The sequence below is a fragment of the Streptomyces sp. Ncost-T10-10d genome (assembly GCF_900091955.1).
GTDB lineage: Bacteria > Actinomycetota > Actinomycetes > Streptomycetales > Streptomycetaceae > Streptomyces.
In genome coordinates this window covers 1-26,337 of record NZ_FMDF01000238.1, presented here as the reverse complement: position 1 = coordinate 26,337, position 26,337 = coordinate 1, and the positions used below count along the sequence as shown (strand labels likewise).

Here is a 26,337-nt window from a genome sequence, read left to right as displayed (position 1 = left end):
GCGAGGCCATTTGTTGCATCGTAATTAAATGCACTTGCATTCAATGCATATGCATGTACCGTCCCTTCTCATGACCTCTCCGCTCAACGTCCCCGATTCCCACGAGCGTTGGAGCCCGCGCCTGTGGGGCACACTGCTCGTGCTCTGCGCCGCGATGTTCCTGGACGCCCTCGACGTCTCCATGGTCGGCGTAGCGCTGCCGTCCATCGCCGACGATCTCGGACTGACCACCTCGACCCTCCAGTGGATCGTCAGCGGCTACATCCTCGGTTACGGCGGTCTGCTGCTCCTCGGCGGCCGTGCGGCGGATCTGCTGGGCAGGCGCCACGTCTTCCTGGTCGCGCTCGGCGTCTTCGCACTCGCCTCACTGCTCGGCGGATTCGTCGACTCCGGCCCGCTTCTGATCGCCAGTCGCTTCATCAAGGGACTGAGCGCCGCCTTCACCGCACCGGCCGGACTCTCCGTCATCACCACGACGTTCAAGGAGGGCCCGCAGCGCAACCGCGCGCTCTCCATCTACACCACCTGCGCTGCCACCGGTTTCTCCATGGGCCTGGTCCTTTCGGGCCTCCTCACCCAGCTGTCCTGGCGGTGGACGATGCTGCTGCCCGCCCCCATCGCGCTGATCGCCCTGGTCGCGGGTCTGAAACTGATCCCGCACAGCGAGCGCGAGCACACCCGCCGCGGCTACGACCTGCCGGGCGCCGTGACCGGCACGGCCTCCATGCTGCTGCTGGTTTTCACGGTCGTACAGGCCCCGGAAGCCGGCTGGACCTCCGCCCGCACGCTGTTGTCGTTCCTCGCCGTCGCCGTGCTGCTGACCGTCTTCGTCACCATCGAGCGGCGCAGCGCGAACCCGCTGATCCGGCTGGGGGTGCTGCGCTCCGGCAGCCAGGTCAGGGCGCAGTCGGGCGCCGCGGCGTTCTTCGGCAGCTACGTGGGGTTCCAGTTCCTGGTCACCCAGTACATGCAGTCGCTGCTCGGCTGGTCCGCGCTGCAGACCGCACTGGCCTTCCTGCCCGCGGGCGTGCTGGTCGCCCTCTCGTCGACGAAGATCGGTGATGTGGTGGACCGGTTCGGGACACCGCGTGTGATCGCGACCGGCTTCACGTTCCTCGTCATCGGCTACGCGCTCTTCCTTCGGATCACGCTCACTCCGTCGTACGCGGCGGTGATCCTGCCGTCCATGCTGCTGCTGGGCGCGGCGTGCGCACTGACCTTCCCCTCGCTCAACATCCAGGCCACCAACGGCGTGGACGACGACGAACAGGGCATGGTTTCGGGTCTGCTGAACACCTCGATCCAGGTCGGCGGGGCGATCTTCCTGGCGGTCGTGACCGCGGTGATCACGGCGCACGGCAGCGGCGACGGATCCCGGCAGGCGGTCCTCGACAGCTACCGGCCCGGTCTGGTCGTGGTGACGCTGGTCGCCTTCGCCGGGCTGCTGATCACACTGACCGGGCTGCGGCGCAGTAGGCCCGTGCAGCACACCGTGCTGGTCGCCTCATCCGAAACGGACCGGGCCGACGCGGCCGAGGCAACCGCCGCGCAGAAGGTATCCGTGCGGGGCTGACAGCCGGCGAGGGGAAATGTGCGGTGGCCGACGGGGAGTTCTCCCGCGTCGGCCACCGCACCTGTGACGCTTCGGAGCACAGGCGGTTGCGCACCCTGCGTCGAGGCCGGGTCAGCCGAGCCAGCCGGGGCGTACGAGCCCCGACTCATAGGCGAGCACGACGAGTTGGGCCCGGTCGCGGGCGCCGAGCTTCACCATGGTGCGGCTGACGTGGGTCTTGGCGGTGAGCGGGCTGACGACCAGCCTGCGGGCGATCTCCTCATTGGAGAGCCCTATGCCTACGAGTGCCATCACCTCCCTTTCACGTTCGGTGAGTTCGCTCAGCCCCGTTGCCGCCGCCGGCTCCTTGGACCGGGCCGCGAACTCGGCGATCAGCCGTCGGGTGACCCCCGGTGAGAGCAGGGCGTCCCCGCCCACCACCGCGCGTACCGCCCGCAGCAGCTCCTCCGGTTCGGTGTCCTTGACGAGAAAGCCGGAGGCACCGGAGCGGATCGCCTCGAAGACGTACTCGTCGAGCTCGAAGGTGGTGAGCATGACCACCTTGACGCCGCTCAGCTCGGAGTCCCCGGTGATGGCACGGGTCGCGGCCAAGCCGTCGAGATGCGGCATCCGGATGTCCATCAGCACGGTGTCCGGCCGCAGTTCGCGCACCAAGCGCACGGCCTCCTCACCGTCGGCGGCCTCCCCCGCCACCTCGATATCGGGCTGAGCGTCCAGCAGGGCCCGGAAGCCGGCCCTGACCAGCAGCTGATCGTCGGCGAGCAGTACCCGGATCACGGTGTCTCCTCCTTGTGCGCTGCCACGCCGGGCGAATCGGACGGCAGCGGAAGCTCGGCACACACCCGGAAGCCGCCGTCGGCCCGGGGCCCCGCCTCGATCGTGCCACCCAGTGCGGCGGCCCGCTCCCGCATTCCTGCCAGCCCGTTGCCGCTGCCCCCTGCGTCGTTGTCGGTGGCGGGGCCTTCGTCGTCGATGCGCAGCCGGATGCGGGCGGGCCCGTAACCGATACGGACCCGCGCGGTGCGCGATCCGGAGTGCCGGACCACATTCGTCAGCGCCTCCTGCACGATCCGGAAAGCAGCAAGATCCGCGCCGGGCGGGACCGCGCCGCGTACACCATCGGTCTCGACCGTGACGGTCAGCCCGGCGCCCGCCGCCTGTTCGACGAGCTCGGGGAGCCTGTCGAGTCCGGGAGCCGGGGCCCTGGGGGCGTCTCCAGGCGTACGCAGGGTGTCGAGGACCTGGCGGACCTCGCCCAGCGCCTCCTTGCTGGCGGCCTTGATGGTGGTGAGGGCGGTACGGGCCTGCTCGGGGTCGGAGTCCAGCAACGCCAGCCCCACACTCGACTGGACGTTGATGACGGAGATGCTGTGGGCCAGGACGTCATGGAGCTCGCGCGCCATCCGCAGCCGCTCCTCGTCGGCCCGGCGCTGCTCCGCGGCGTGCCGCTCCGCGCGCTGATCTTCCCACTGCTCACGGCGCACGCGTACGAACTCGGCGGCGGCGATGATGGCCACCACCCAAGCGGCAACGCCCAGTTCCTGCCCCCAGGCGGCGACGTGGTCTTCGGAGGGCGGCAGCCACCGGTAGAGCCAGTGAGCCACCAGGACGTGCCCCAGCCACACCATCCCGACGGCTGTCCAGGCGGCCCGCCGGTGCCCGGAGACAACGGCGCTGAAGCAGCCCACGGCAACGGCGAGGAAGACCGGTCCGTACGGATAGCCGGCCGCGAGGTAGATCATCGCCGCGGCCGAACTGCCGAAGACGGCCAGCACGGGGTGGCGATGGCGCAGCAGAAGTACGGCGACGGCCAGGAAGAGCAGCAGCCGCGCAAAGATGTCCAGCGGCGCCCGCTCGTCCATCTGCCCCCGGGCCGCGATCGTCGAACCGACCATGACGACGGCACCGAGCAGGATCGTCGACGGCCAGGGCAGCCGGGCGGCGTAGTGCCCCGGCGCCCCCGTCAGCCAGCGCGGCGGCTCGCCGTGCGCCCAGTGTGAGCGTTGCTCTTCCATGTCGGCCACGCTAGACCGCGAGCCGCGGCGGAGGCGTCAGCCGGGCGTGGTGATCACCCGTACTCCCTGTGGAGTACGTCGTACGGGGTCCGTGACCTCCATGCGGCGGCCCGCGTCACGCCGCTGTGGGCCCTGCCGAGCACGCTTGTGGGGCTCGGCTGCCCGGTTCTGCTCGCCATCAACGACTGGCTGCCGCACAGCGCGGGCGACCCTACAAGCCGCCTCGGCGGCCGAGCAGACCGACCGCGCGGGCCAGTTCGGTGACTGCTTCCTGGAAGAAGGTCTGCCGGGCCTCCACCACTCGGTTGAACTGGCCGAAAACCTCGAAAGAGATCAGCCCGAACAGCTGCGACCAGGCAGCGATCAGTGGGGCGACGATCTCCGGAGGAAGGTCGGGGGCGAACTCGGCGACCATCCGTTCAGCCTCGGCGCGCAACTCGTCGGCGAGCGGCGGCAGCGCGAGACCGTCCGTTCGGTAGGCCTCGCCGACGACGGTGATCAGGACGAGACCGACGCGGGAGGCGGGACCGATCGTCGCCTGCGGTGCGGTGTAACCGGGCACGGGCGAGCCGTAGATCAGGGCGTACTCATGGGGGTGGGCGAGGGCCCAGTCGCGTACGGCGTGGGCGACGGCGGTCCAGCGGGTGGCGTGGGGGGCGGCAGCGGCACGGGCGGCCCGGTGTGCGGCCTCGGCACTCTCGCCCACGGAGTCGTACGCATCGACGATCAGGGCCGTGAGCAGTTCGTCCCGGCTGGGGAAGTAGCGGTAGAGCGCGGAGGACGCCATTCCGAGTGCACGTGCCACGGCGCGCAGCGAGAGCTTTGCGGCGCCTTCGGCCGCGAGTTGTTTCCTCGCCTCGTCCTTGATGGCGGCGGTGACCTCGATACGGGCCCGTTCCCTGGCTCCTCGGATAGCGCTCATGGTCTTCAGTCTGCCACGAATGAAGAGCATCGACCAACAACGAGAGCACTGCTCTTGCTTTTGACCACCACTTCCATGCACACTGATCTCAAGCGAGAGCACTGCTCTCAAAACAGTGGGAGAGTCACCATGTCTCAGCCGTACTACCTTCAGGGCAACGCGTTCAACGTCCGGATGAACAGCATCGTCGGCTGGCTCGCCCGGCACGGCGTCAGCCTTCTCGGCTCGGCCGAGATGTCGGTGCGTGGCCGCAAGAGCGGGCAGATGCAGCGCATTCCCGTGAACTGCCACACCTACGAGGGCACGCAGTATCTGGTCTCCGCGCGGGGCCACTCCCAGTGGGTGCGCAACATGCGGGTCGCCGGTGGCGGCGAGCTGCGGGTGGGCCGGAAGATCCGTACCTTCACGGCCGTGGAGATCGCGGACGACGAGCAGAAGACGCTGATCATCCGCGCCTACCTCGAGCGGTGGGGCTGGGAGGTCAACCAGTACTTCCGGGGCATCACCGCACAGTCCACGGACGCAGAACTCCTGGCCGCCTGCCCGGACCACCCCGTCTTCCGGATCACCGTGGAGGGCTGACCGTGCGGCCCGGCCCGCCCTCGGCGTCAGGTGTCAGGTGTCAGCGGTCCATCGCCGACAGGGCCCGCTGCGCCAGCGGATGCGTACGGACCAGCTCAGCCAGCGAAGTCGTTCCGCGGGTGATCCCGGCGAACGCGTTCCAGGCCGGGCGGAATCCCGTCAGCACCGCGTGCAGCACCCCGGGCCGACGCTCGAACAGTTTCAGCATGCGCCGCCCGACACCCATCTCGACGCCCAGGCCGGCCTTGATGGCGAAGGCGTAGTTGAGCGCCTGGCGTCGGGCGTCCACGGCATCGTGCGACTCCGCGATCCGGACCGCCCACTCACCGGCGAGCCGCCCCGACCGCAGTGCGAAGGAGATGCCTTCGCGGGTCCACGGCTCCAGCAGCCCCGCCGCATCGCCGCACACCAGCACCCGCCCGCGCGAGAGAGGCGAGTCGTCGCTGCGGCAGCGCGTCAGGTGCCCGGAGGAGATCTTCGGCTCGAAGCCGGCGAGACCGAGCCGGGCGATGAAGTCCTCCAGATACCGCTTGGTTCCCGCCCCGTCACCCCGCGCCGAGATCACGCCGACGGTGAGGGTGTCGCCCTTGGGGAACACCCAGCCGTAACTGCCGGGCATGGGGCCCCAGTCGATCAGCACCCGTCCCGCCCAGTCCTCCGCGACCGTCTCCGGAACCGGGATCTCGGCCTCCAGGCCGAGGTCCACCTGGTCGAGTTTCACCCCGACATGGGCTCCTATCCGCCCGGCGCTGCCATCCGCACCGACGACCGCGCGGGCCAGGAGCGTCTCGCCGCCGGACAGCACCACGGCGACCGTGCGCCGGTCCGGCACCGCGGCGCCGTGCTGCTCGACCCTCGTCACGGTCGCTCCGGTACGGAGCTCGGCGCCCGCCTTCTGCGCCTCCTCGACCAGCCCCGCGTCGAACTCGGGGCGGTTGATGAGCCCGAAGAGCATCCTCTTGGAGCGGCGGGTCCGCGCCAGCCTGCCGTTGAGCGAGAACGTGACCGCGTGGATCCGGTCCCGCAGCGGCAGTTCGAACCCGGGCGGCAGCGAATCCCGTGAGAACCCGATGATGCCGCCGCCACACGTCTTGTAGCGCGGCAGTTCCGCCTTCTCGAGGAGCAGTACCCGTCGGCCGGCGACCGCCGCCGCGTATGCCGCGGAGGCTCCGGCCGGTCCGCCACCCACTACGACGACGTCCCACACGGACGACTCTTCGTGCTCATGTACGGCGTCTGCGTTCTCGCTGCTCACGATGTGCTTCTGCTCCCGATCCCACCAGTGGCCCATGCTGCTCACGGCATCCTACGGCGCGCCGGGCCCGGCCCCCGCTGTGGGAGGATCGACCGTGCTTTCGTCCTACATGCAACGCCGCACACTCGGTGTACATGTACCCGGATTCGTACACATAACGTCGCACCCACGAGGAGCGTGCCCATGACCGCCCGTCCGATCTCCGAGACCGTTGCCTCGCTGATGCCCCGCGCCAAGGCGGAGCTGACCGAGCTCGTGGCCTTCCAGTCGGTGGCGGATCCCGCGCAGTTCCCGAAGAGCGAGTGCGAGGCGGCTGCCAACTGGGTCGCCGACGCGCTGCGCGCCGAGGACTTCCAGGATGTCGCCCTGCTCGACACCCCCGACGGCACCCAGTCGGTGTACGGCTTCCTGCCCGGCCCGGCCGACGCCCCGACCGTACTGCTCTACGCGCACTACGACGTGCAGCCTCCGCTCGACGAGAGCGCCTGGCTCTCCCCGCCGTTCGAGCTGACGGAGCGCGACGGCCGCTGGTTCGGCCGCGGCGCGGCCGACTGCAAGGGCGGCTTCATCATGCATCTCCTCGCCCTGCGCGCCCTCAAGGCGAACGGCGGCATCCCGGTCTCCGTCAAGGTGATCGCCGAGGGTTCCGAGGAACAGGGCACCGGCGGCCTGGAACGGTACGCCGAGGCGCACCCCGAACTGCTGGCCGCCGACACGATCGTCATCGGCGACACCGGCAATTTCCGGGTCGGTCTGCCGACGGTGACCGCGACGCTGCGCGGTATGACGATGCTGCGGGTCACACTCGACACCCTCGAAGGAAACCTGCATTCCGGACAGTTCGGCGGCGCCGCCCCGGATGCGCTGGCGGCGATGATCCAGCTGCTGTCGTCGCTGCGCGCCGAGGACGGCACCACGACAGTCGACGGGCTCGCCACGGACGCCGAATGGGACGGACTGCAGTACACGGAGGCCGAGTTCCGCAAGGACGCGAAGGTCCTCGACGGCGTCGGACTGATCGGCACGGGTACGGTCGCCGACCGGATCTGGGCGCGGCCCGCCGTCACCGTCATCGGTATCGACTGCCCGCCGGTGGTCGGCGCGACACCGTCGCTGCAGGCGAGCGCGCGGGCGCAGATCAGCCTGCGGGTGCCACCGGGCCAGGACGCCGCGAAGGCGACCGAGTTGCTGACCGCTCACCTCAAGGCGCACGCCCCGTGGGGGGCCAGGGTGTCGGTGGAGCAGGTCGGCCAGGGCCAGCCGTTCCGCGCGGACACCTCCAGCCCGGCGTACACATCCATGGCGCAGGCGATGGAAGCCGCGTACCCCGGCGAGAAGATGCAGACGTCCGGGATGGGCGGCTCGATCCCGCTCTGCAACACCCTCGCCGCCCTCTACCCGCAGGCCGAGATCCTCCTGATCGGCCTGAGCGAGCCGGAGGCACAGATCCACGCGGTGAACGAGAGCGTGTCACCCGGGGAGCTGGAGCGGCTTTCGCTCGCCGAGGCGCTGTTCCTGCGGAACTACGCGGATTCCAAGCAGGCCTGACTTCACGTCATCGATCCCGCCGTGTTCCTGCGGATCTCCTGTTCGCAGGGCTCGACCGGTCCGCCGCTCCGTACGTGGCGGACCGGGTCCGGACCACCCGCCACGGGTCGGTCCGCGCCCGGTTTCACAGAATCGGCCCGGGACGACGGGGCCAGGGATCGGCCGGGCGCTGCCGACGGAGGCCCGCGCAGCCGCACTACGCGCTGAGCGAAGCTCGCCCAGAGCGTAGATCCGGGCGACGGGCGGGTACGTCCGCATACGTTCGCCTTATGGATCTCGTCGAGGTACTTCCCCAGCTGCACATGTTCCGCTTCCCCATCGGCCAGGCGTATCTGTGGCGCGACGGCACGGACCTGACTCTGATCGACGCGGGCGACATCGATGCGGCCCCCGCGATCGAGGCCGCGGTGCGCGGCCTCGGCCTGGACCCCGACGGCATCAGCCGGATCGTCGTCACTCATGGGCATCGCGACCACTACGGTTCCGCCCAGGTGCTCGCCGACCGGCACGGCGCCGAGATCCTGGCCCATCGGCTGGACGCCCCGGTGATCCGTGGCGAGGAGGAGATTGCCGACCCCGCCCTGCTGGACTGGGAACGCCCGTTGTACGAGCATGCGCTGACCGTACCCCCGGCCCCGCCGACCCGTGTCGACCGCGAGCTGGCCGACGGCGACGAGATCCGCTTCGGATCGGGGGCTCGTGTGGTCCACGCGCCGGGCCACACCCCCGGCTCCATCGGTATCCATCTGCCGCACCACGGAGTGCTGTTCACCGGCGACTGCGTGGCCGGGGTCGGTCAGGTGATGCTGGGCGTCTTCAACATCGACCGGCCGCGGGCCGTGGCCTCGTTCCGACAGCTGGCCGCGCTGGAACCGGACACGGTCTGCTTCGGGCACGGCGATCCCCTCACCGTCGACGCCGCCGCGGTGCTGCGTGCCTCAGCCGACCGGGACTCCGGCCTCCAGGTTGAGCACGGTTGACCGCTCCCGGGCGCGCAGTGCCCAACGCAGCCGTTCGTACCGGGTCGGAGGAAGCATGGTGGCCGCCTCCTCCTCCGTGACGAACCGCCAGCCGCGCAGCTCGGAGCCGGGCAGCAGCAGCCGGTCGGCGTCCGCACCGGGCAGCAGGCCGCCGTCGAAGAGCATCCGCAGCCCTCCGTAGCCGGGTGGTTCGGGCGCCTCCCAGTCGATGACGAGCAGTTTCGGCACTCGTTCGAGATGGATGCCTATCTCCTCGGCCACTTCGCGGATCCCGGCCTGTGCCGGTGCCTCGCCGGCTTCGACCACTCCGCCCGGGAACTCCCAGCCGGGCTTGTACGTCGGGTCGACGAGCAGGACCCGGTCGCGTTCGTCGAAGAGCAGCACGCCGGCCGCGACGGTCTCCGCAGTCGGCTCGGGCGTCTGCACGATCTCGCATGCGGTGGCCGCTCCGGTGCGGACCGCCTCGGCGATCCGCTCGGCCGTCTCGTACGGAGTGAGCGCGCCGGTGTCGATGATGTGGGCGTCCCGGGTGAGCCAGCCGAGCGCCGCCCGGTAGGGCTCGATGTGCTCGTAGGCCCACTGCTGGATGCGCTCGCTGTGCTCCGGGTCGTCGGCGAACTCCACCCGGTCGGCGATCCGTTTGCGCAGGATCGTTTCCTCGGGTGAGAGCAGGACATGACGCACCGGTATGCGCCGGGAGGCCAGCCCTCCGAAGATCTCGTCGCGGTACTCCTGTCGCAGCAGTGTCATCGGCACCACCAGCACCCCGGACACCTCGGCGAGCAGGGCCGCGGCGGTGTCCACCACCAGACGCCGCCAGATCGGCAGGTCCTGGAAGTCCGTCACCTCGGCAAGTCTCTTCTGGGGCAGCAGATACCGCAGCCCTGCGCCGATCAGCTCAGGGTCGTAGAACGTGCTGTTCGGGATCAGATCGACCAGCTCGCGCGCGGCGCTCGTCTTGCCCGCACTGAACGCACCGTTGATCCAGACGATCACGGTTCCCCCTCTTCCGTAGCCCCCTGTGGCTTGCCCGCAACACCCTGCCGCGAAAACCCGGCTGTGGCGATGCTGTTGCTGGAAAGGAATCACCGGATGCCCGCGGACTGCGTCCCCCTGTGCGAGTCCGGCCGTCCGCGCAGCCTCGACGGGGACGGCGGAAGGTCGTTGGAGCGGACAGGCCGGGGCGACGACCAGGGAGCACACCGTGTGTCGCACAGCACTTGAACGATTTCCCGCAGGAGGACCGCGAGGCAGCCGACCCGCGGAGGAATTCGCGGCCGCTCGCCGCTGCGAGGGCATGGCGGCCGAGGTGGTGATGGATCTGGAGCAGGACGCGTTCCTGGTGGTCGTACCGCAGCAGTCGACGGACCGGGCCCTCTGAGACCTGGACCACCCCTTGCCGGAGCCCAGGATGAGGCCCGCGATGAAGTGGCGCTGGAGCAGCAGGAAGACCACGAGGGTCGGCAGAGCGACGATCACCGAGCCTGCGGCAAGCAGGTCGTAGTTCGTGAAGAACTGGCCCCTGAGATTGTTGGTCCAGCGGTTTCGTCGGCAGGTAGTCGGCTCATGCCTCTGACCTGCGTTCCTTTGGGTTCCGATCCGTTCCGATCCGAAGTCGATGTGGGGATTCTCGCCGCTCCCCAATCACTCCCCACCCCCAGATTCTCCCCAGCCACTCCCCCGAGAAAGCCCCTCCCACCAGCCCGTCTACAGCGAAAAGCCGCTCCCCCGAACTACCGGGGAGCGGCTTCGGCGAGGTGTCTACGAGCCGAGGGTTCCGGGCAGGTAGTCGAAGCCCTTGCGGTCGGCGTACCGCTGGCGCTCCAACTGCAGATCCAGGACGCATGCACCGCAAGCGGCCAGCCCGTAACTATCGCCGGAGGGAGTGCTGATGTGACCGCTGGGAGTGACGTAGACCTCCTGCTGGGCGCAGCGGAAGCATGTGCCGGCCTTCCACTCGTAGAGCGAGAGAAGCGCGTCAGGAGTCATGGCGGCCTTCCCTAGATGAATGAGTCCAAGGGATGTTGTCGCGATCAGTGATCGAAGGCGATCAGGGATCGCTTAACGGGTTGGCCGGTCTTGTCGTTGAACCAGATCGCGGCGGTGAGCGCCAGGATCCGCATCAGTACCCGGACGATCACTCCGGCTGGAGTTCGCCCGCCATGGCGTTCCAGGTCGAGCTGCCCTTTGAAGGTCTGGTTGATCGACTCGATGACCTGCCGTAGCGGCTTGAACAGATGTGCCCCGGCCCGTTCGGGTTCGCCTTTTCGGGCCGGGCGCAGCAACTCCAGGTGACGCTCTGTGAGGTCGCTCTCGAAGTCGCGGCCGTAGTAGTTCTTATCGCCGATGATCGTCTGCCTTGGATGGGCGGCGGTGATGTCGGGTGCGGCATCGAGCATGCCGCGCAGGGTCTCGCGTTCGTCGGCCTTCGCGCCGGTGAGCGCGAACAGGACAGGCAGTCCGCCCAGCGTGCAGACCAAGTGCAGGCGCAGGCCCCAGAAGTATCGGGAGTGCGACGCGCAATAGCCGTACTCGGCCCAGCCGGCGAGGTCGGAGCGTTTGGCGGTTTCACGTGAGCAGCCGCAGCCGACCGGGGTGGAATCAACCACTCAGACGTCGTCGCTCCACAGCGAGGTGTCCTGTGCCAGCATCCTGATCACGTGCTTGATCAGCTCGGATGCGTTGCGGAGCCGCTTGTTGTACCCGGACTGCTGGGGCAGGTAGGGGAACAGGCGGCGGAAGTCCCGGTTCGCGCGCCGTAGCCACCGCCGCTCCGAGGTGTAGCCGAGCAGCGCCGACATCACCGCGAGGGTGACCAGCTCGGCGTCACTGAGCTTGGGTGCGATCCCGACCGCCGGGCGCCACGGAGCCAGATGCGGCGAAGCCTTCAGCTGGTCGTCGATCCTGGCGTAGAGTGCCGTTGCGAGGGTGTCCAATTCTGTCTTCACACACTGACATTGGATGCCCTCGCGCCATGTCCGCAGGGGATCCCTTGGACTCGGTAGGCGTGTGGGCAGTCGGGTGTCGGCGGCTGTCCGGTCGGGGCCGAAGGGCTCCATCCCCCGCGCGGAGGAGTCGAGTTGGACCTTGAGCATGATTCGGCGGAGCGGACTGCGAGACACCATGGGGCCATGGTCGCGTTTGGGACACCGGCAGCCGCTGCCGTCTCCGAGATTAAGCCCCCTGCCCGTTGGGCGGTCCGAGCCGCGTACATTGCGGCACTCACTGCTGTGCCGTCCGGGATCTGGCGGATCGCGATGGGGGTCGGCATACCGGTGGGATTCGACACCAAGGGATTGGACATCCCCGGCTGGTTCAGCGCCATGTGCATCGCGATGAGCTTGGGTACCGAAGGGTTCGCGTTGCTCACACTTGGGCTGGTCAAACCCTGGGGCGAGGTGGTGCCGGGCTGGATCCCGCTGATCGGCGGGAAGCGTGTCGCGCCGCTGGCGGCGGTGATTCCGGCGTTGCTCGGCGCGGCCGTTGTGATGCTGTTGACGATCCCCCGGGTGGGCGGCTTCGGAGGGGCCCAGGGAGCCCCGACCGGGCCGGCGCTCGTCGTGATGGACGCCTGTTACGCACCACTGCTGCTATGGGGACCACTGCTCGTGGTCGTCGCGATCTCCTACTACCGGCGGCGCCTGAACTGAGCAGGCGCAGTCAGCCTCGTTGCGGCCCTCCCGGATCCCTTGGACTCATTCATCTAGTACTCCAGCTGTAGATCGTGATCTTGCTGGCGGGGCCGGCGCGGAGATGGGTGCGGCCACCGTTGATCATCGTGAGTTGTGTGGACTAACGATGAGACGGTGGCCGCAGGTCACAGCTTGGATCCCGCCCGGTGGCGGGAGGCGTTCGAGGTGGCCATGGGCCGGATCGCGGGATGGTTCGCCCGGTACGAACCCCGCCTGCGGGCAGGGCGTTTGGTGCTGGGGCTCCTGTCGGACCTGCCGCGCAAGAACTGTTGGACGATCGCGGAGTGGGCCGGGGAGGCCGGCCCGCACGGCATGCAGCATCTGCTGTGTCGGGCCTCCTGGGATGCCGATGCCGTCCGTGACGACGTGCGTGAGTACATCGTCGAGCACCTCCACGACGATGCTGCGGTGCTGGTCGTCGACGAGACCGGCGACGTGAAGAAGGGCACCCACACCGTCGGGGTTCAGCGTCAGTACACCGGCACGGCCGGTCGGATCGAGAACTCGCAGGTCGCGGTCTACCTCGTCTACGCGGGTGAGCGGGGACACGCGGCGGTGGACCGGGAGCTGTACATCCCGCGCTCCTGGACGTGCGACCCGGACCGCTGCCGGGCAGCGGGGCTCGGCGAGGACACGACCTTCGCGACCAAGCCGGAACTGGCCCGCAGGATGATCGAGCGGTTCCTGGACGCCGGACACCACGTCGGCTGGGTCACCGGGGATGAGGTCTACGGAGGCAATCCGAAACTGCGCACGGCTCTGGAGGAACGCGGCATCGGCTATGTCCTCGCGGTGGCCTGTTCGGCCGAAGTGACCACCGGTGCAGGCAGGTTCCGCGCCGACACCCTGGCGGCGAAGGTTCCGAAGCGGGCCTGGCAGAAGCTCTCGGCCGGACGGGGGGCGAAGGGACACCGGTTCTACGACTGGGCCATCATCGACCACACCGAGCCGGCGTCGGGCAGACACCAAATCCTGATCCGCTGCAACCGCACCACCGGCGAACTCGCCTACTACCGCTGTCATTCCACCGAGCCGGTGCCCCTGTCCGCCCTGGTCAAGGTCGCCGGCTCACGATGGCAAGTGGAAGAGACCTTCCAGACCGAGAAGGGGATGGCGGGACTCGATGAGCACCAGGTCCGCCGCTACTCGTCCTGGACACGCTGGCTCACCCCGGCCATGCTCGCCCATGCCTTCCTCGCGGCCGTCCGTGCCGACGAACACGCCCGCCATCCCGGGCCGGCCGACCTGGTCCCGCTGTCCTGCAACGAGATCCAGCGCCTGTTCATCACGGGTCGTCGTCCGGCCTCTCCACGACATGGCCCACCGACTCGGCTGGTCCGACTGGCGGCGCCGCCATCAGGAGCGATCACGCACCAGCCATTACCGTCGACAAGCCGCAGCCCAGACATGAAGATCACGATCTGCACCTGGAGTACCGATCTCGGCATGCCTGGCGCTCCGCCGGAGCGCACTCGAGCATGAAGCCCCGGGAGCGTGCTCTCGCATCACGGCAACGAGCGTGTGAGCCAGACCACTTCACCGTTGTCTTCCGTGGACACGTGATCCCGCTCGAACCCGAGCTTCTCAAGGACATGGAGCGACGGTGTGTTCCATGCGCCGACGGTCGACCAGAGCCGCTTCCGCCCGGTCGCGATAGCGGCATCGAGCACCGCCCTGGCCGCCTCGGTGGCGTAGCCACGCCCATGCGCGCGCTGGAACAGCTCATACGCGATTTCAGGCTCCTCCAGGGTGGAGCGGCCGGTGATCAACCCGCAGTAGCCGATGAAGTCCCCCTCGTCACGGCGCTGAATGGGCAACAGGGCGATCCCCGTAGTCGCCGTCGCGGTCAGCAGCTCCGCGATGGACGTCCGGATGTGCTCAACCGTGGGGGTCCCCTTGCCGCGTTCGGAAAGGAGGGCGCAGAACTCAGCGGCGTCCGACTCGGCCCACGGCCGCAGTATCAGCCGCTCGGTCTCAAGGTGGAACGGCATCGTCTCGTACGTAGTCATGCCCCCACTCTGTCCCACGGACCATCACGAACTACAGCTGGAGTACTAGTACTCCAGCAGGATTTCGCAGTCTGACCTGCGGATTTCGCTGGGCGGCTGGAGTGTAGCGGGCTGTGGAGTGGTCAGGGGCGGTTTCACGGAGGCCGCCCCTCGATCGTGCGACAACGCCGCAGGTAATGACAGCGGCGAACGACTGCTTGGCGTCGTCGGCGCCACTGCGACCAGCTCACCGCGTGGTGCCGGCCTCGATGTCCGCGCAGGTGCGGGGCCGGGGACGACAAGCTGCCAGGAGTCACCGAACCTCCGCCACTGTGAGCTCGATGGCCCCGGCTGCCTCGCCGGTTCCGCCCCCCTTTTCCCGGGCCCGGTGCGCCGTGGCTGCCAGGAAGGCACGCGCGAGCATTGCTAGGGTGATGTGCCGGTACCAACCCGGGTAACGACGGACTTCGTACTGATCCAGACCGCACTCGTTCTTCGCGGCCTGGAAACACTCCTCGATCGCCCAGCGCGTCCCGGCGATCCGCACCAGCTTCTGGGCGGTGGTCTCCAAAGGGGCGTAGGCGAGGTAGTAGGCGATCTCGTCGGGCTTGCGGATGCTGCGACGGGCCAGCGCCCACCGCATCCGGTGAGGGACCTCGCCCTGGTAATCGAACTCGGCGACAGCCGGCAGTCGCACCGCCGCCCAGTGGTAGACGCGCGGTCCCTTCGCGCCGTTGCCGCATGAGATCTTCTCCCACGCCTCGGCCGGGGCCTGCGCGAACAGACCCTCGATGCGGGGACACCCCACGGTGAACTGGGACTTGGGCACGGCCAGCACGTAGCCGACGCCCGATTGCTCCAGCAGCCGGCGGAAGCGGCTCTCCTGTCCGTAGGCGGAATCCGCGGTGACCCAGGTGATGGGCAGCGGCGAGCCGAGGGCACGCAGCACCATGCGCCGGGCCAGTGCCCCCTTGGTGGCGAACTCCCGATCGTCGGGGACCTTGGCCGCGCGGCAGCGTTCACGGTCCTCTGCCCAGGACTTGGGGAGATACAGCTCACGGTCGACCAAGGCCCGGCCGCGGGCGGTGGCATAGGCGGCGAACACGCCGATCTGGCAGTTCTCGGTGCGACCGGCGGTCCCGGAGTATTGGCGTTGGACCCCGGCGGAGGTGGTGCCCTTCTTGATGAACCCGGTGTCGTCGATGATGAGGACTCCGTCGTCCTCGCCAGGCTTTTCGGCGACGTATCCCTGCAGTTCATCGCGGATGTCGTCCGGCTCCCACTTCGCCCCGGCGAGCAGATGCTGCAGGCCGTCGGGGGTGGCGTGGCCTGCCTGTTCGGCCAGCTGCCAGCTGTTCTTGCGGGCCACCGGGGCGAGCAGCCCACGCACGTAGTCACGCATGCGGCGGCGAAGTTCCACACGGCCGAAGCGATGACCGATGGTCACGAAGAGGTTGTCCAGTTCAAGGTCCCACTGCTCGGCATCATGCTCGGTGATCACGTGGGGAGCTTTCCCACCCGCCGTCATTACCTGCGGCGTTGTCGCACGATCGAGGGGCGGCCTCCGTGAAACCGCCCCTGACCACTCCACAGCCCGCTACACTCCAGCCGCCCAGCGAAATCCGCAGGTCAGACTGCGAATTCCTGCTGGAGTACTAGCCTCGCGCTTTCATGAGGCGACCTGTCCGAGGCTTGTTCAGATGCGCGAGGAGCGCCGCTGACCTTGACCGATGGGACTTGTCCAGGTTCCTGTACGCCGTCGGGAATGCTGCACTCCTCGGGTGAAGAAGCGCATCGGGCCGTATGCGTGCGTCCGTGTCGAGGGCAGCGGCCGGGTCGTGGCGTCCAGGCCGGAGCGGCGTCTCGGCAGATGGATGAGCCTAGAGCGGACGGTTCGCTGTCTGTTTGTATGACCTCTGGAAGGCAGTCCAGGAGGTGACGGACAGATGGTGTCCATGGAGAGCATTCTCGCGTTCGCGGCGATGTCACTACTCGTGATCGTGATTCCAGGGCCGAGTGTGCTGTTTGTGATCGGTAGAGCCCTAGCGCACGGCCGCCGCACGGCGCTCGCGACCGTCCTGGGCAACTTGATCGGTTCGTACCTCCTGGTGACCGCTGTGGCGTGGGGCCTTGGCATGCTGGTGGAGACTTCTGCGGCGGTGTTCACGGGCGTGAAGCTGGTCGGCGCGGCGTATCTCGTCTACCTCGGCGTGCAGGCGTTTCGGCACCGCAAGGAGATGCGCGCAGCGGACATGGAGGCCCCGGCGGGTGAGCGGCGCGGCGATCTGCGCACGGTCCTGGACGGTATTCTCGTGGGCTTCACCAACCCGAAGGGCCTCGTCTTCTTCGCGGCGGTGCTACCGCAGTTCGTGAACCATTCGGCGGGCCGTGTCCCCCTCCAAATGATGGTGCTGGGGCTGGTCCCGGTCGCCATCGGCGTGATCACGGACACCCTTTGGGGACTGGGCGCCTCGGCGGCCCGCTCCTGGTTCGCCCGCTCGGACCGCCGCCTGTCGATGGTCGGTGGCGCGGGCGGCTTCGCGATGATCGGACTGGGTGTGACCGTGGCAGCGACGGGCCGCGCCGACTAGCCTCGCGCTTTCGCCAAACGGGCCGTCCGAGGTTTGATCGCAAACGCGAGAAGTGCTCCTGACCTGCAACGATAGGGCTTGTCGAGAGTCCTGTTGGCTGCGAGGAAAGAAGCACTTCCCAGGTGAAGAAGCGTATCGGGTCCTACCCGCGTGTCCACATCGAGGGCCGTGGTCGCGGGGTGGTCTCCCAGGCCGGCGGCGTGCTGATGGTCGAGACTGTCCGCAAAACCGGGCTGGACAGGGCGATATCGGTGGCGTTGGCGCCGTGGCGCAAGCCGCGGGCGGTGCACGATCCGGGAAAGATCCTGCTCGATGTGGCGCTCGCGGTCGCGTTGGGTGGGGACTGCCTGGCCGATGTGGGCATGCTGCGGGCCGAGCCGGCCGTGTTCGGGCCGGTGGCTTCCGACCCGACCGTCTCCCGCCTGATCAACACCCTCGCTGCTGCGGGAGAGAAGGCACTGACCGCGATCCGCTCCGCGCGATCTGAAGTGCGCCAAAAAGCCTGGACATTGGCAGGCAATCGGGCACCGGACACCGATGGGCAGGTGATCGTGGACTTGGACGGAGTCCTGGTCGTCTCCCACTCCGACAAGCAGGATGCAGCCCCGACCTGGAAGAAGACCTACGGCCACCACCCGCTGATGGGGTTCGTCGACCACGGGCCGGGTGGAACGGGCGAACCCGTCGCCGCCCGCCTCGCTCTCGCTCAACTGCCCCAGAAATACCGGCGCGGACGACAGACCCTCATCCGCTGCGACTCCGCGGGCGGCACCCACGAGTTCGTCTCCTGGCTCTCCCAGCGCGGGCGCTGGCTGTCCTACCCCGCTGGCATGGTGATCAACGTAACCATCCACCAGCACGTCCTCAAGATCCCGGCATCGGCATGGACCCCAGCCATCGAGTCGGACGGCGAGGTCCGCGATGGGGCCTGGGTCGCCGAACTCACCGGCGACTTGCTCGAGGGCTGGCCTACAGGGATGCGGCTGATTGTCCGCAAAGAACGTCCGCATCCCGGGGCTCAGTTGAGGATCACCGACGCCGACGGCATGCGGATCACCTGTTTCGCCACCAACACCGCAGGCCGTCCCATCACCGAACTCGAGCTCCGTCACCGACTGCGGGCCCGGGCCGAAGACCGGATCCGGGCCGCCCGCGCGACGGGACTGCGTAACCTGCCTCTGCACGACACCGCGCAGAACAAGGTCTGGCTGGAGATCGTCCAGATCGCGCTCGACCTGCTGGCGTGGATGCCCATGCTCGCCCTGACCGGGAAAGCCCGGCTCTGGGAACCCCGCCGACTTCGGCTCCGCCTCTTCTCCCCAGCCGCCCAGCTCGTCACGACTGGCAGGCGTCGCATCCTCCGCTTCGCCCGCCACTGGCCGTGGACCGATGAGATCACCACAGCACTCGCACGACTCGCTCTCCTGCCAAAGCCCGGATGACCAGCAACTTTCCACCCCTACGAGGAGCACCATCCCACCGGAGCAGTGGAACCCGGCGCTCACCCGACGCGACATTCGGGCTGTCGGCCTGCCCGCCCTCCGCCACCGAAAACGAAACGGTCCGCCGACACCGTCGGCGGACCGTCAAGAAAGATCGAGGCTAAGAGCTCGCGCGGATAGGGGTGGGGTCATGGTTGGCGGTTCGGGCGTTCGTCCCAGCGGTGGGTTGTCCATGCTCGTCGGATCAGGCTACGCACGGTGATGATCGTGTCGGCAAGGTCGAAGAAGGCGTTGATGACGATGGCGCGGCGTTCGTAGCAGCGGGCGAGTCGGTGGAAGGCGTTCTGCCAGGCGTGCGTGCGTTCGACGTGCCAACGCTGACTGGCCTGGATCGGCGCTTTCTCACCTTTGTGCGCGATGCGGCCGCGGAGACCGCGTTCGCTGAGCAGAGCGCGTGTCTTGTCCGAGTCGTAACCAGCGTCCAGGTGCACGGTGCTGTCTTCGGGCAACGGGCCGAGGTCGTCCAGGCGGTCCAGGGTGGGGGCGAGCAGTGGGGAGTCGTGGCGGTTGGCACCGGCCAGGACACGCCCCAGCGGAATGCCGTATCCATCCGTCATGCCCGAGCGTTTGAGTCCCTGTTTGCCGCGGTCGACCGGTGAGCGTCCGGCGACCTCGCCGCCTCCGGGGGCCTTGGTGATGGAGCCGTCGACGGCGATCTGGTCGAGGACGAGGCCGACGATTCGGTCGTAGGACTCCATTGCGATCTGCTTGAGCCGGGCGAAGACGCCGAGTCGGATCCACTCATCGCGGCGGTTTCGCATCGTGGTGGCCGAGCAGGTCGTGTCGGCGATCGCCTCGTAAGAACAGCCGAAGCGCAGCAGTTGCAGGAGCTTGTCGAAGATGACCCGGTCGCTGATCCGCGGGCGGTGGCAGCCGAGCGGATGGTCCGGGTGATACACCGGCCGTTCGGGCAGCAGAGCCGCGAATTGGTCCCAGAGCGGTTCGGTCAGCCATGATGGCAGCGCGGGCATAGGTCTCCCCAGTGGCGGGCCGGGCGGCGATGCTCAGCGTCGCGTCGCGGTCACGAGCCAGGCGGAGGTGCGGAGGTGGACGCCTGCGGGCTGCTCGTGGGCGGCAAGAGCGACGGTGAACGCGGTTCGTACGCTGTCGGTGCCGCTCGGTCGGTCCGCGCTGTCGACGCTGCTCGCGGAGTCGAGCAGCTTGACCAGGTGTCGGCCGGGGCCTGATCCGAGCAGGTGCTCGGCTGCGTCGTGGGCATCGCGTCCGAAGTCACTGAGGGTCTCGACGGGTTCGGTGCGCACCTTGTCGAAGCCGGCTGTGTCCAGGATCCGGTGGATGACACAGGGGTCGGCGAGTGAGAACATCCCTGGCCCGTCGGGGGTGGCCGGCTCCTCGGCAGGCAGGGGCAGAGAGGTGCGTGCTGTGCCGAATACGGGCACCCACTCGCTGCGGGTCGGGTCGGCCATGCAGACGAAGGCGAGTCGGCCGCCGGGGCAAAGGGCCCGGCCGATGTTGCCGAACGCGGCGACCGGGTCGTCGAAGAACATGACCCCGAACCGGCTGATGGCCACGTCGAACGCGGATGTGGGCAGAGGATGGACCTGGGCGTCGCCCTGCTCGAAGGTGATCCGGTCCAGGCCCTCCTCGGCGGCCTGGGCGCGTGCCCTGATGAGCATGGGCCCGGAAAGGTCGAGGCCGAGAACCGCGCCGCGGAAGGCAGCCCTGGCGGCGAGCCGGGTGGTCTGGCCTGCGCCGCAGCCGATGTCGAGCACCCGGTCCACGGGGCCGATCCCGGCGGCTTCGAGCAGCGGTTGATTGAAGCCCTGGTTGATCGCGTTCCAGCGGTCGTGGCGATCGCTCCAGTGTTGGCCTTCGTCGCCGTTCCAGGCCTCGAACTGTGCGGTGTTGACGAGTTCGTGCATCGGATCGCTTCCGTCGGAGAGAAAGTATGGGCGTCTGCTCAAGAAGCTTTTGGGCTCGTCCAACCGCCGAGGTCAGCGGGCGTCCAAGCCCTCTGCCGATGGCCCGTCGCCCACGCGGGGCGACGGGCGGGCTTCAGCGTGCGGCGGTGACGATCCACACGGCGCCGGGGATGCGCACGCCTTGCGGCGTCTCGAACTCACCGAGGGCGTCCTGCACCTGGGCGTGTAGTGCGGCCACCGTGGCCGTGTCCACGTCTCGCAGGTTGTGGTGGGTGGGTCCCATCGAGAAGATGAAGTCGGCCGCGTCACTGGCGTCTGCACCGAAGCCCATGTCCGCGCTGACCGGGGTGATCTCGATGGCGCGGAAGCCCGCCTCCGTGAGCACCTCGGTGATCCGTGCCGGGTCCAGCAGGGAGCCCATGCCGCGCGCGGCGGGTGAGGGCTCGTGCAGGTAGGGAGCGAGCGCCGCAGTCGCCCGCGCGTAGGCGCTGTGAGGGCCGCCGGGCTGTGGGCCGAGGAAGGCCAGGCGCCCGCCCGGCGCCAGGGCGCCGTGCAGGTGGGTGAACGCCGCGACCATGTCGGCGAAGAACATCACGCCGCCGCGGCTGATGATGGTGTCGAAGCCGGGCACGGCGAAGGGGTGGACCTGCGCGTCCCCCTGCTCGAAGGTGATGTTGGTGATGTTCTCGGCGGCTGCGTCTTGGCGGGCCCGTTCCAGCATGGGCGCGGACAGGTCGATGCCGAGCGCGTGGCCGCGGTGCGCGTGGCGGGCGGCCAGGCGGGTGGTGAGCCCGGTGCCGCAGCCGACGTCCAGAACAGCGTGGTGGGCGGCGATGTCGGCCGCTGCGAACAACGGCACGTTGAAGGCGTCCAGCATTGCGTTGTAACGCTCAGGGTGGTCGGCCCAGAGCTGGCCCTCCCAGTCGTTCCACGCCTTGGCTTGCTCCCGGTTGGCGATCGCTGACATCAGGGTTCTCCCTCACGCACGGTTCTAGAGTCGACCTCTAGAAGTCGACTCTAGACGTAGGCTCTAGTCATGAGTGATGTCAAGGCACCTCAGTCGGATCGGGCCACCCGTACACGTCTGCGGATCATTGCCGCCGCCACCGAGCTGTTCGTCGCGAACGGCTATGGCGCTACCACGCTCCAGCAGGTCGCCGACCACGCGGGCGTGGCCATCCAGACCATCTACTTCAACTTCCGTAACAAGCCCGGGCTGCTGAAGGAACTGGTCGATGTAGCCATCGCGGGCGATGACGCGCCGGTGGCAACGATGGACCGCCCTTGGTTCGCGCAGGTGGTGGAAGCGCCGGACGCCGACAGCGGCCTTGCCGCACTCGTGACTGGCAGCCGCACCATCCTGGAGCGCGTCGCCGCCATCTCCGAGATGGTCCGCGCCGCAGCCGCTGCCCACCCCGAGCTGCGCGAGGTGTGGCCCGAACACGGAGATCCGCGTTACACCGTGCATACCGCAGCGGCCAAAGCGCTGCTGGACAAGCCAGGGGCCCGGCCCGGCCTGACAGTCGACAAGACCGCCGACATTCTCTACGCCCTGCTCAGCCCTGAACTCTTCCTCACCCTCACCCGCGACCGCGCCTGGACGCCCGCCGCATGGGAGCGATGGGCGGCCGACACCCTCGCCCTCCAGCTCCTCACGCCGGACGTACCCGACCGCGAGTGAGACCCACCACGGGGCCATTCGTCACCGCATCGCCAGGCGCCCAGCCGCGACCCGCCCGCGGCGGCGCCCTGCACGGCTACCCGGCCGCCTTCCTCACAGGCGAGCCGCCCATGCACCCCACGTCATTTCTCGTGAACACTCCCGACGCTTCCACGCGCCAGATGTCTCCCGAACCGACGAACAAATGCTGCTGCTGAAGGTTCTGGCTCAACTTCTGTGATGCCGGGCGCTGCTGGCCGGTGCTCGAAGCGCGGCAAGCCGCTGACCTGCCGATCCCGTCGCGCGTTGGCCGCCACACACTCAGCGACCGCACCGCATCACGGAAGTTGAGCCAGAACCGCTGGAAGTGAACAAAGCCAGCCCGAACCGCTAACCATGACCCCACCCCTATCCGCGCGAGCTCTAACTTGACTCTGTCGGTGATCTTGGAGTTTTCCAGTGCGTCAGCGTGATCAGCGGGCATGCTCGGGGCTGTTCCGAAGGCCGATGCAGCTACCGAGGTGTCCGTTGTCGCTCCGCCCCCGTTCCGGTGAGCAAGTCCCTTCTCTGACCGCGCGAATCGCCCGGGCAAGCAACCCGGGCGGTACGACGGCGATGTGGGTGAGAGACCGGCTGGACGGGCTGTGGTGCGACGAGGACTTCGCGGGCTGGTACCCGCGTGACGGACGCCCCGGGCTCTCGCCGGCCCAGCTGGCCACCGTCTGCGTTCTGCAGTTCCTGATGGGCATGTCGGACCGGCAGGCAGCGGAGGTCGTACGCCGACATCCGCTGCCGCATCGATTTCAAGTACGCCATGGCCTTGGAGCTGGACGATCCTGGCTTCCACCACAGCGTGCTCGCCGACTTCCGCGAGCGCCTCACCGAAGACGGCAGGGCCGACCGCCTCCTCGACCTGGCACTCGCCCGTCTGAAAGAGGCAGGGCTGGTAAGCGAGCGCACTACGCAGCGCACCGACTCCACCCATGTCGTGGCCGCGGTGCGCGACCTGACCCGGCTGGAACTCGTCACCGAGGCGGTCCGTGCCTCACTCGAAGAAGTAGCCCGCACAGCCGGACACCTGCTTGTCGGCCTGGTCGACGAGGAATGGGGACGCCGCTACGGCCGCCCGGTCCGCCTGGGCAAGAACCCCACCCGGCCCAAGACCCGGATCCTGGCCGCAGGCAACGACGCCTGCCAGCTGTTGGAGCACCTCAACCGGGACAGTTCCAGCTACCGAACCGGCCCAGCGGTGCGGGCGCTGCGGCAGATCATCGTGCAGAACTACTGCCGCGACGCGGCAGGACGCCTGAGCTGGCGCACCAAGGAGGACGGCGGACTGCCACCCTCCTCGTTGGTGATCGTCTCTCCCTACGACACCACGGCACGCTACGTCCGTCACGGGCACATCATCCGCTGGATGGGCTTCGCCGCTCATCTCACCGAGACGTGCACCCCCGGCAGCGCCGACGTCATCACCGACGTGGCCACCACCTCGGCCGCCACCAACGACGGCCAGGCCCTGCCCGGCATCCACACCCGCCTGGCCCGTCGGGGGTTGCTGCCCGCCGAACACCTGGTCGACGGTGGCTACACCTCCCTGGTCCACGTGGAACGAGCCGCCCGCGAACACCAGATCACTGTCACCGGGCCGCTGCCAGGCAACCCCACCCGCCAGCACCGCAAGAATGAAGGCTTCGACCGGGACGACTTCCACATCGACTTCGACCGCCGACAGGTCACCTGCCCCCAGGGCCAGGTCAGCGCGGGCTGGCACGGCCCCTACCCGACCTCCTCACCCACCGCGGCACCGCTGATCGTGGCCCGGTTCACCAAGAGCCAGTGCCGCCCCTGCCCGGCTCGCACCCACTGCACCACCACCGCGGACAGCGCCCGAACCGTGGGCTTCCCGCCACGCGAACTCCGCGACCTGCAACTCCGAGTCCGCGCTGAGCAGCAGACACCCGACTGGAAGGCCCGCTACGCGGTCCGCTCCGGAGTCGAGGGCACCATCAACGAGTTCGCCCACGGACACGGCATGCGCCGGTGCCGCTACCGAGGACAACCAAAAGCCCACCTGCAACACGTACTCACAGCCATCGCCGTGAACATCGAACGACTCAGCAGCCGGTCAGCGACCGACGATGCCTCCTCACCGAGACGGCCGACTGCCTTCCAGACCTTCCTGGACCAGCAGGGGTTACCTCGACCAAAGTCCTGGCGCACCCTCGGCACCTGACCCCGTCCAAGATCACCGACAGAGTCAAGTTAGTCGGAGAGTTACGCGATGGCCGCCCCATGACCAGGGGCTACTCAGAGATCACCGGAAACGCGGCCCTCAAGTCTGGAAGGACAACAGCTTCTCAAGTGCTTGCCGCGGCTGTCGCCTGGCAGGCAGCCTGCTCCACCCGCCGCCGACCTTTCCCGCCAGACGTGTAGATCCGAACCCCCAGGGCCGCTGCGGCTTCGGTTCTCCCAAGAAATACTGAAATTCGTATACGGCGACATCCGCGTCCATACGCCAGCCTGCCCATGGGCCAGACGCTTCGGGAACGACGGGGAGCTCGTCGAATGCCCGGGCTATGGGTCCTGTTGCGCCGTGCCACTCATCCCAGTCAGCCACAAGATCCGAGAGGGACTGCGATTCGATCATGTGGAGGACGGTGGGGTATTCGGACTCGAACAGGGGGGGACGGTTTTCAAGGGGGAGATACGCGCCGCAGCGGCCATCGGTGTGCTGAACCCTGTTGAATGGAGCGGCCACATCCTCGCCACCCCAGTGGAAGAACCATCCGCGGCGATCCTGCCACACTCCGCACTGCAGGTCGAAGTCCCATCCCAAAAACCTGTCCCACCGCTCCCGGGGGCCCTTGGCAGCGCTGCGGGTCATGCGGTCCAGGAGCCATGTCCTGACCTCATCCGGGTATTCGTTCTGCATCTGGCGGACGCTTGAGGGGACATGCATGTACCCGTGTGGACCGCCACGAACCGTGTACCTCAAGCCACCGAATTTCTGGGCGAATCCCTCCCGGCGTACTACCAACTCCCAGGGTGCCGACACGAGTTTGCCTCGGAGATCACGGACCTGCATGAAATCGGTGGGCAGGCGCTCCCACGTGGGGAGATCCATGTATGCGGAATGTGCCAAAAAATCAACAGCACGACGCGAGAGCCCCGACGGATCGTCGAGTATGTGCACCGAAAAGACACTTCCTCAGATCGACCAACAGCGTAGCAGCCACGGCGTCGCTGATCTCCCCTTGGGCCGGCCTCCAGAACGCGGTGGGCCACTCGTCCACAGACCTCAACTCCCTTTCCATACAGCCGCGGACCAGCGGGCCGCGGCTTCGATGCATTTAAGTCACCACGCTGATCCCGCCCCATACTCAGACCAACGAGTCACGGACGCGCCAGTCACATGATCGGCCGGGCAGGGCCTGGTAGGGCTTTGTTAGGTGGTGTCGTAGGGCTGCCATGGGGTGGGTTGTCGGCAGGTGGGGCAGGTTCCGGTCCAGGTGGCCAGCAGATGTTGGAGGAGGTCCAGGGTCTGGCAGAGGGTCAGGCCCTGGCAGGGACTTTTGGGCAGGTCCGCTGTTCGGTCGGGAACAGGTGGGCGGCGGTGACGAGGGTGACGTGGCGGTGCCGGCCGGTGAATGAGCGGCCTTCGAAGTGGTCGAGTCCGAGGGTGGTCTTCAGCTCGCGGTAGTCGTGCTCGATGCGCCACCGTAACTTCGCGAGGCGGACCAGATCCCGGGCCGGGATGTCGGCGGGCAGGTTGGATATCCAGTACTTGACCGGCTCGTCCTCACCCTCGGGCCACTGGGCGATCAGCCAGGTCAGGCCGATGACACCGTCGGGAGCGGGCTTTGGACGGCGTCCCGCGAGCCGGATGCGCAGGAACACGAAGCGGGAGGTCATCGCGGCTTTGGAGCCCTTGCGCCAGGTGACCGTCACCGCTTTGTCGCGGCCAGCGGCCAGGACGTGTTCGCGCAGGCTGAGTGGGCGGGTTCGGTAGCGGGGCAGCGGCCTGGGACCGAGCCCACCGTAGGGCGGCTGGTGGGGCTTGGCCGCCTCGGCACGAGCGGTCAGTTCGCCCTTGACCTGCAGTGCGTAGGCCAGGCCCCGGTCTTCCAGCGCGTGCCGGAAGCC

At 68.2% G+C, this 26,337-nt stretch carries 23 protein-coding genes and 2 pseudogenes; 11 read left to right on the top strand and 14 right to left on the bottom strand.

Translation table 11 applies throughout. The features are described from left to right. The first annotated feature begins 70 nt into the window (after positions 1–70). On the top strand, positions 71–1,573 hold the full coding sequence (locus GA0115254_RS42340; protein WP_093900568.1) for an MFS transporter: 1,503 nt from the start codon (positions 71–73) through the stop codon (positions 1,571–1,573). A gap of 111 nt (positions 1,574–1,684) precedes the next feature. Here the strand turns inward: GA0115254_RS42340 and GA0115254_RS42335 are convergent, their stop codons facing one another. From GA0115254_RS42335 to GA0115254_RS42325, 3 genes are all read right to left on the bottom strand, one after another. Beyond that, a complete protein-coding gene (locus GA0115254_RS42335; RefSeq protein WP_093900567.1) occupies positions 1,685–2,350 on the bottom strand; it encodes a response regulator in 666 nt (221 codons plus the stop codon). Beyond that, positions 2,347–3,588, bottom strand: coding sequence for a sensor histidine kinase (locus GA0115254_RS42330; RefSeq protein WP_093900566.1), 1,242 nt, complete (start codon positions 3,586–3,588; stop codon positions 2,347–2,349). The genes GA0115254_RS42335 and GA0115254_RS42330 overlap by 4 nt, the downstream gene beginning before the upstream one ends. Positions 3,589–3,799: 211 nt before the next feature. Next, positions 3,800–4,510, bottom strand: a complete 711-nt coding sequence (locus tag GA0115254_RS42325) for a TetR/AcrR family transcriptional regulator (RefSeq protein WP_093900626.1) — start codon at positions 4,508–4,510, stop codon at positions 3,800–3,802. Between the two features lie 129 nt (positions 4,511–4,639). Here GA0115254_RS42325 and GA0115254_RS42320 point away from each other — a divergent pair, with 129 nt between their 5' ends. After that, the gene (locus tag GA0115254_RS42320; protein WP_093900565.1) at positions 4,640–5,092 is read left to right on the top strand and encodes a nitroreductase/quinone reductase family protein; all 453 of its coding nucleotides are present in this window, start codon (positions 4,640–4,642) and stop codon (positions 5,090–5,092) included. A 40-nt stretch (positions 5,093–5,132) separates the two neighbouring features. Here GA0115254_RS42320 and GA0115254_RS42315 read toward each other — a convergent pair whose 3' ends face one another. Then, positions 5,133–6,347 (bottom strand): geranylgeranyl reductase family protein, encoded by a 1,215-nt coding sequence (locus GA0115254_RS42315; protein ID WP_176740526.1) that lies wholly within the window; start codon positions 6,345–6,347, stop codon positions 5,133–5,135. A 183-nt stretch (positions 6,348–6,530) separates the two neighbouring features. On the opposite strand from GA0115254_RS42315, the gene GA0115254_RS42310 reads away from it, so the two are divergent. Both GA0115254_RS42310 and GA0115254_RS42305 read left to right on the top strand, forming a co-directional pair. Then, entirely contained in the window at positions 6,531–7,895 is a 1,365-nt protein-coding gene (locus GA0115254_RS42310) for a dipeptidase (RefSeq protein ID WP_093900563.1), read from the top strand. Between the two features lie 269 nt (positions 7,896–8,164). Further along, on the top strand, positions 8,165–8,875 hold the full coding sequence (locus GA0115254_RS42305) for an MBL fold metallo-hydrolase (protein ID WP_093900562.1): 711 nt from the start codon (positions 8,165–8,167) through the stop codon (positions 8,873–8,875). Here the strand turns inward: GA0115254_RS42305 and GA0115254_RS42300 are convergent. Next, positions 8,834–9,871, bottom strand: a complete 1,038-nt coding sequence (locus GA0115254_RS42300) for an NUDIX hydrolase (protein ID WP_093900561.1) — start codon at positions 9,869–9,871, stop codon at positions 8,834–8,836. The two genes, GA0115254_RS42305 and GA0115254_RS42300, sit on opposite strands and share 42 nt — an antisense overlap. 208 nt (positions 9,872–10,079) lie before the next feature. Between GA0115254_RS42300 and GA0115254_RS45110 the strand changes: the two genes are divergently transcribed. Continuing rightward, positions 10,080–10,256 carry a hypothetical protein gene (locus GA0115254_RS45110; protein ID WP_176740525.1) on the top strand — a complete coding sequence of 59 codons (177 nt, stop codon included), beginning with the start codon at positions 10,080–10,082 and terminating at the stop codon, positions 10,254–10,256. Between the two features lie 380 nt (positions 10,257–10,636). Here the strand turns inward: GA0115254_RS45110 and GA0115254_RS42295 are convergent, their stop codons facing one another. Both GA0115254_RS42295 and GA0115254_RS42290 read right to left on the bottom strand, forming a co-directional pair. Next, complete coding sequence (locus GA0115254_RS42295; RefSeq protein ID WP_093900560.1) at positions 10,637–10,864, bottom strand: hypothetical protein; 228 nt, start codon at positions 10,862–10,864, stop codon at positions 10,637–10,639. A 44-nt stretch (positions 10,865–10,908) separates the two neighbouring features. Next, a pseudogene (locus GA0115254_RS42290) lies at positions 10,909–11,823 on the bottom strand (IS982 family transposase). A 282-nt stretch (positions 11,824–12,105) separates the two neighbouring features. Here GA0115254_RS42290 and GA0115254_RS42285 point away from each other — a divergent pair. Both GA0115254_RS42285 and GA0115254_RS42280 read left to right on the top strand, forming a co-directional pair. Then, positions 12,106–12,525: a hypothetical protein gene (locus GA0115254_RS42285; protein ID WP_256103106.1), complete on the top strand. Its 420-nt coding sequence runs from the start codon at positions 12,106–12,108 to the stop codon at positions 12,523–12,525. Between the two features lie 213 nt (positions 12,526–12,738). Continuing rightward, positions 12,739–13,978: pseudogene (locus tag GA0115254_RS42280) on the top strand (IS701 family transposase). Between the two features lie 94 nt (positions 13,979–14,072). Here the strand turns inward: GA0115254_RS42280 and GA0115254_RS42275 are convergent. Together GA0115254_RS42275 and GA0115254_RS42270 are read right to left on the bottom strand one after the other, a co-directional pair. Further along, entirely contained in the window at positions 14,073–14,576 is a 504-nt protein-coding gene (locus GA0115254_RS42275) for a GNAT family N-acetyltransferase (RefSeq protein WP_093900559.1), read from the bottom strand. Between the two features lie 292 nt (positions 14,577–14,868). Further along, positions 14,869–16,053, bottom strand: a complete 1,185-nt coding sequence (locus GA0115254_RS42270; RefSeq protein ID WP_370741033.1) for an IS701 family transposase — start codon at positions 16,051–16,053, stop codon at positions 14,869–14,871. 448 nt (positions 16,054–16,501) lie between these two features. Here GA0115254_RS42270 and GA0115254_RS42265 point away from each other — a divergent pair, with 448 nt between their 5' ends. Then, complete coding sequence (locus GA0115254_RS42265) at positions 16,502–17,146, top strand: LysE family translocator (protein ID WP_093900558.1); 645 nt, start codon at positions 16,502–16,504, stop codon at positions 17,144–17,146. A gap of 122 nt (positions 17,147–17,268) precedes the next feature. Continuing rightward, positions 17,269–18,588, top strand: a complete 1,320-nt coding sequence (locus tag GA0115254_RS42260; protein ID WP_093900557.1) for an IS1380 family transposase — start codon at positions 17,269–17,271, stop codon at positions 18,586–18,588. Positions 18,589–18,776: 188 nt separating this feature from the next. Here GA0115254_RS42260 and GA0115254_RS42255 read toward each other — a convergent pair whose 3' ends face one another. The 3 genes from GA0115254_RS42255 to GA0115254_RS42245 form a co-directional block, all read right to left on the bottom strand. Beyond that, complete coding sequence (locus GA0115254_RS42255) at positions 18,777–19,619, bottom strand: IS5 family transposase (RefSeq protein WP_093900556.1); 843 nt, start codon at positions 19,617–19,619, stop codon at positions 18,777–18,779. Between the two features lie 33 nt (positions 19,620–19,652). Next, positions 19,653–20,531 (bottom strand): class I SAM-dependent methyltransferase, encoded by an 879-nt coding sequence (locus GA0115254_RS42250; protein ID WP_093900555.1) that lies wholly within the window; start codon positions 20,529–20,531, stop codon positions 19,653–19,655. A gap of 133 nt (positions 20,532–20,664) precedes the next feature. Beyond that, on the bottom strand, positions 20,665–21,498 hold the full coding sequence (locus tag GA0115254_RS42245; RefSeq protein WP_093900554.1) for a class I SAM-dependent methyltransferase: 834 nt from the start codon (positions 21,496–21,498) through the stop codon (positions 20,665–20,667). 69 nt (positions 21,499–21,567) lie between these two features. Between GA0115254_RS42245 and GA0115254_RS42240 the strand changes: the two genes are divergently transcribed. Continuing rightward, positions 21,568–22,212 carry a TetR/AcrR family transcriptional regulator gene (locus tag GA0115254_RS42240; RefSeq protein ID WP_093900553.1) on the top strand — a complete coding sequence of 215 codons (645 nt, stop codon included), beginning with the start codon at positions 21,568–21,570 and terminating at the stop codon, positions 22,210–22,212. A gap of 793 nt (positions 22,213–23,005) precedes the next feature. After that, positions 23,006–24,427, top strand: a complete 1,422-nt coding sequence (locus GA0115254_RS42235) for a transposase (protein WP_256103104.1) — start codon at positions 23,006–23,008, stop codon at positions 24,425–24,427. A 99-nt stretch (positions 24,428–24,526) separates the two neighbouring features. On the opposite strand, the gene GA0115254_RS42230 is transcribed toward GA0115254_RS42235, so the two are convergent. Beyond that, entirely contained in the window at positions 24,527–25,318 is a 792-nt protein-coding gene (locus GA0115254_RS42230) for a hypothetical protein (RefSeq protein ID WP_093900552.1), read from the bottom strand. A 428-nt stretch (positions 25,319–25,746) separates the two neighbouring features. Further along, positions 25,747–26,337 (bottom strand): transposase (locus GA0115254_RS42225; protein WP_141721009.1); only part of this gene is annotated, 591 nt, incomplete at its 5' end.

Bases quoted from the DNA above. Each gene is read 5' to 3' on its own strand.
- GA0115254_RS42240 (WP_093900553.1), top strand. From the start codon at position 21,568: ATGAGTGATGTCAAGGCACCTCAGTCGGATCGGGCCACCCGTACACGT.
- GA0115254_RS42275 (WP_093900559.1), bottom strand. From the start codon at position 14,576: ATGACTACGTACGAGACGATGCCGTTCCACCTTGAGACCGAGCGGCTG.
- GA0115254_RS42230 (WP_093900552.1), bottom strand. From the start codon at position 25,318: ATGGATCTCCCCACGTGGGAGCGCCTGCCCACCGATTTCATGCAGGTC.
- GA0115254_RS42320 (WP_093900565.1), top strand. From the start codon at position 4,640: ATGTCTCAGCCGTACTACCTTCAGGGCAACGCGTTCAACGTCCGGATG.
- GA0115254_RS42330 (WP_093900566.1), bottom strand. From the start codon at position 3,588: ATGGAAGAGCAACGCTCACACTGGGCGCACGGCGAGCCGCCGCGCTGG.
- GA0115254_RS42255 (WP_093900556.1), bottom strand. From the start codon at position 19,619: ATGCCCGCGCTGCCATCATGGCTGACCGAACCGCTCTGGGACCAATTC.
- GA0115254_RS42250 (WP_093900555.1), bottom strand. From the start codon at position 20,531: ATGCACGAACTCGTCAACACCGCACAGTTCGAGGCCTGGAACGGCGAC.
- GA0115254_RS42340 (WP_093900568.1), top strand. From the start codon at position 71: ATGACCTCTCCGCTCAACGTCCCCGATTCCCACGAGCGTTGGAGCCCG.
- GA0115254_RS42265 (WP_093900558.1), top strand. From the start codon at position 16,502: ATGGTGTCCATGGAGAGCATTCTCGCGTTCGCGGCGATGTCACTACTC.
- GA0115254_RS42310 (WP_093900563.1), top strand. From the start codon at position 6,531: ATGACCGCCCGTCCGATCTCCGAGACCGTTGCCTCGCTGATGCCCCGC.
- GA0115254_RS42235 (WP_256103104.1), top strand. From the start codon at position 23,006: ATGGCCTTGGAGCTGGACGATCCTGGCTTCCACCACAGCGTGCTCGCC.
- GA0115254_RS42305 (WP_093900562.1), top strand. From the start codon at position 8,165: ATGGATCTCGTCGAGGTACTTCCCCAGCTGCACATGTTCCGCTTCCCC.
- GA0115254_RS42325 (WP_093900626.1), bottom strand. From the start codon at position 4,510: ATGAGCGCTATCCGAGGAGCCAGGGAACGGGCCCGTATCGAGGTCACC.
- GA0115254_RS42295 (WP_093900560.1), bottom strand. From the start codon at position 10,864: ATGACTCCTGACGCGCTTCTCTCGCTCTACGAGTGGAAGGCCGGCACA.
- GA0115254_RS42245 (WP_093900554.1), bottom strand. From the start codon at position 21,498: ATGTCAGCGATCGCCAACCGGGAGCAAGCCAAGGCGTGGAACGACTGG.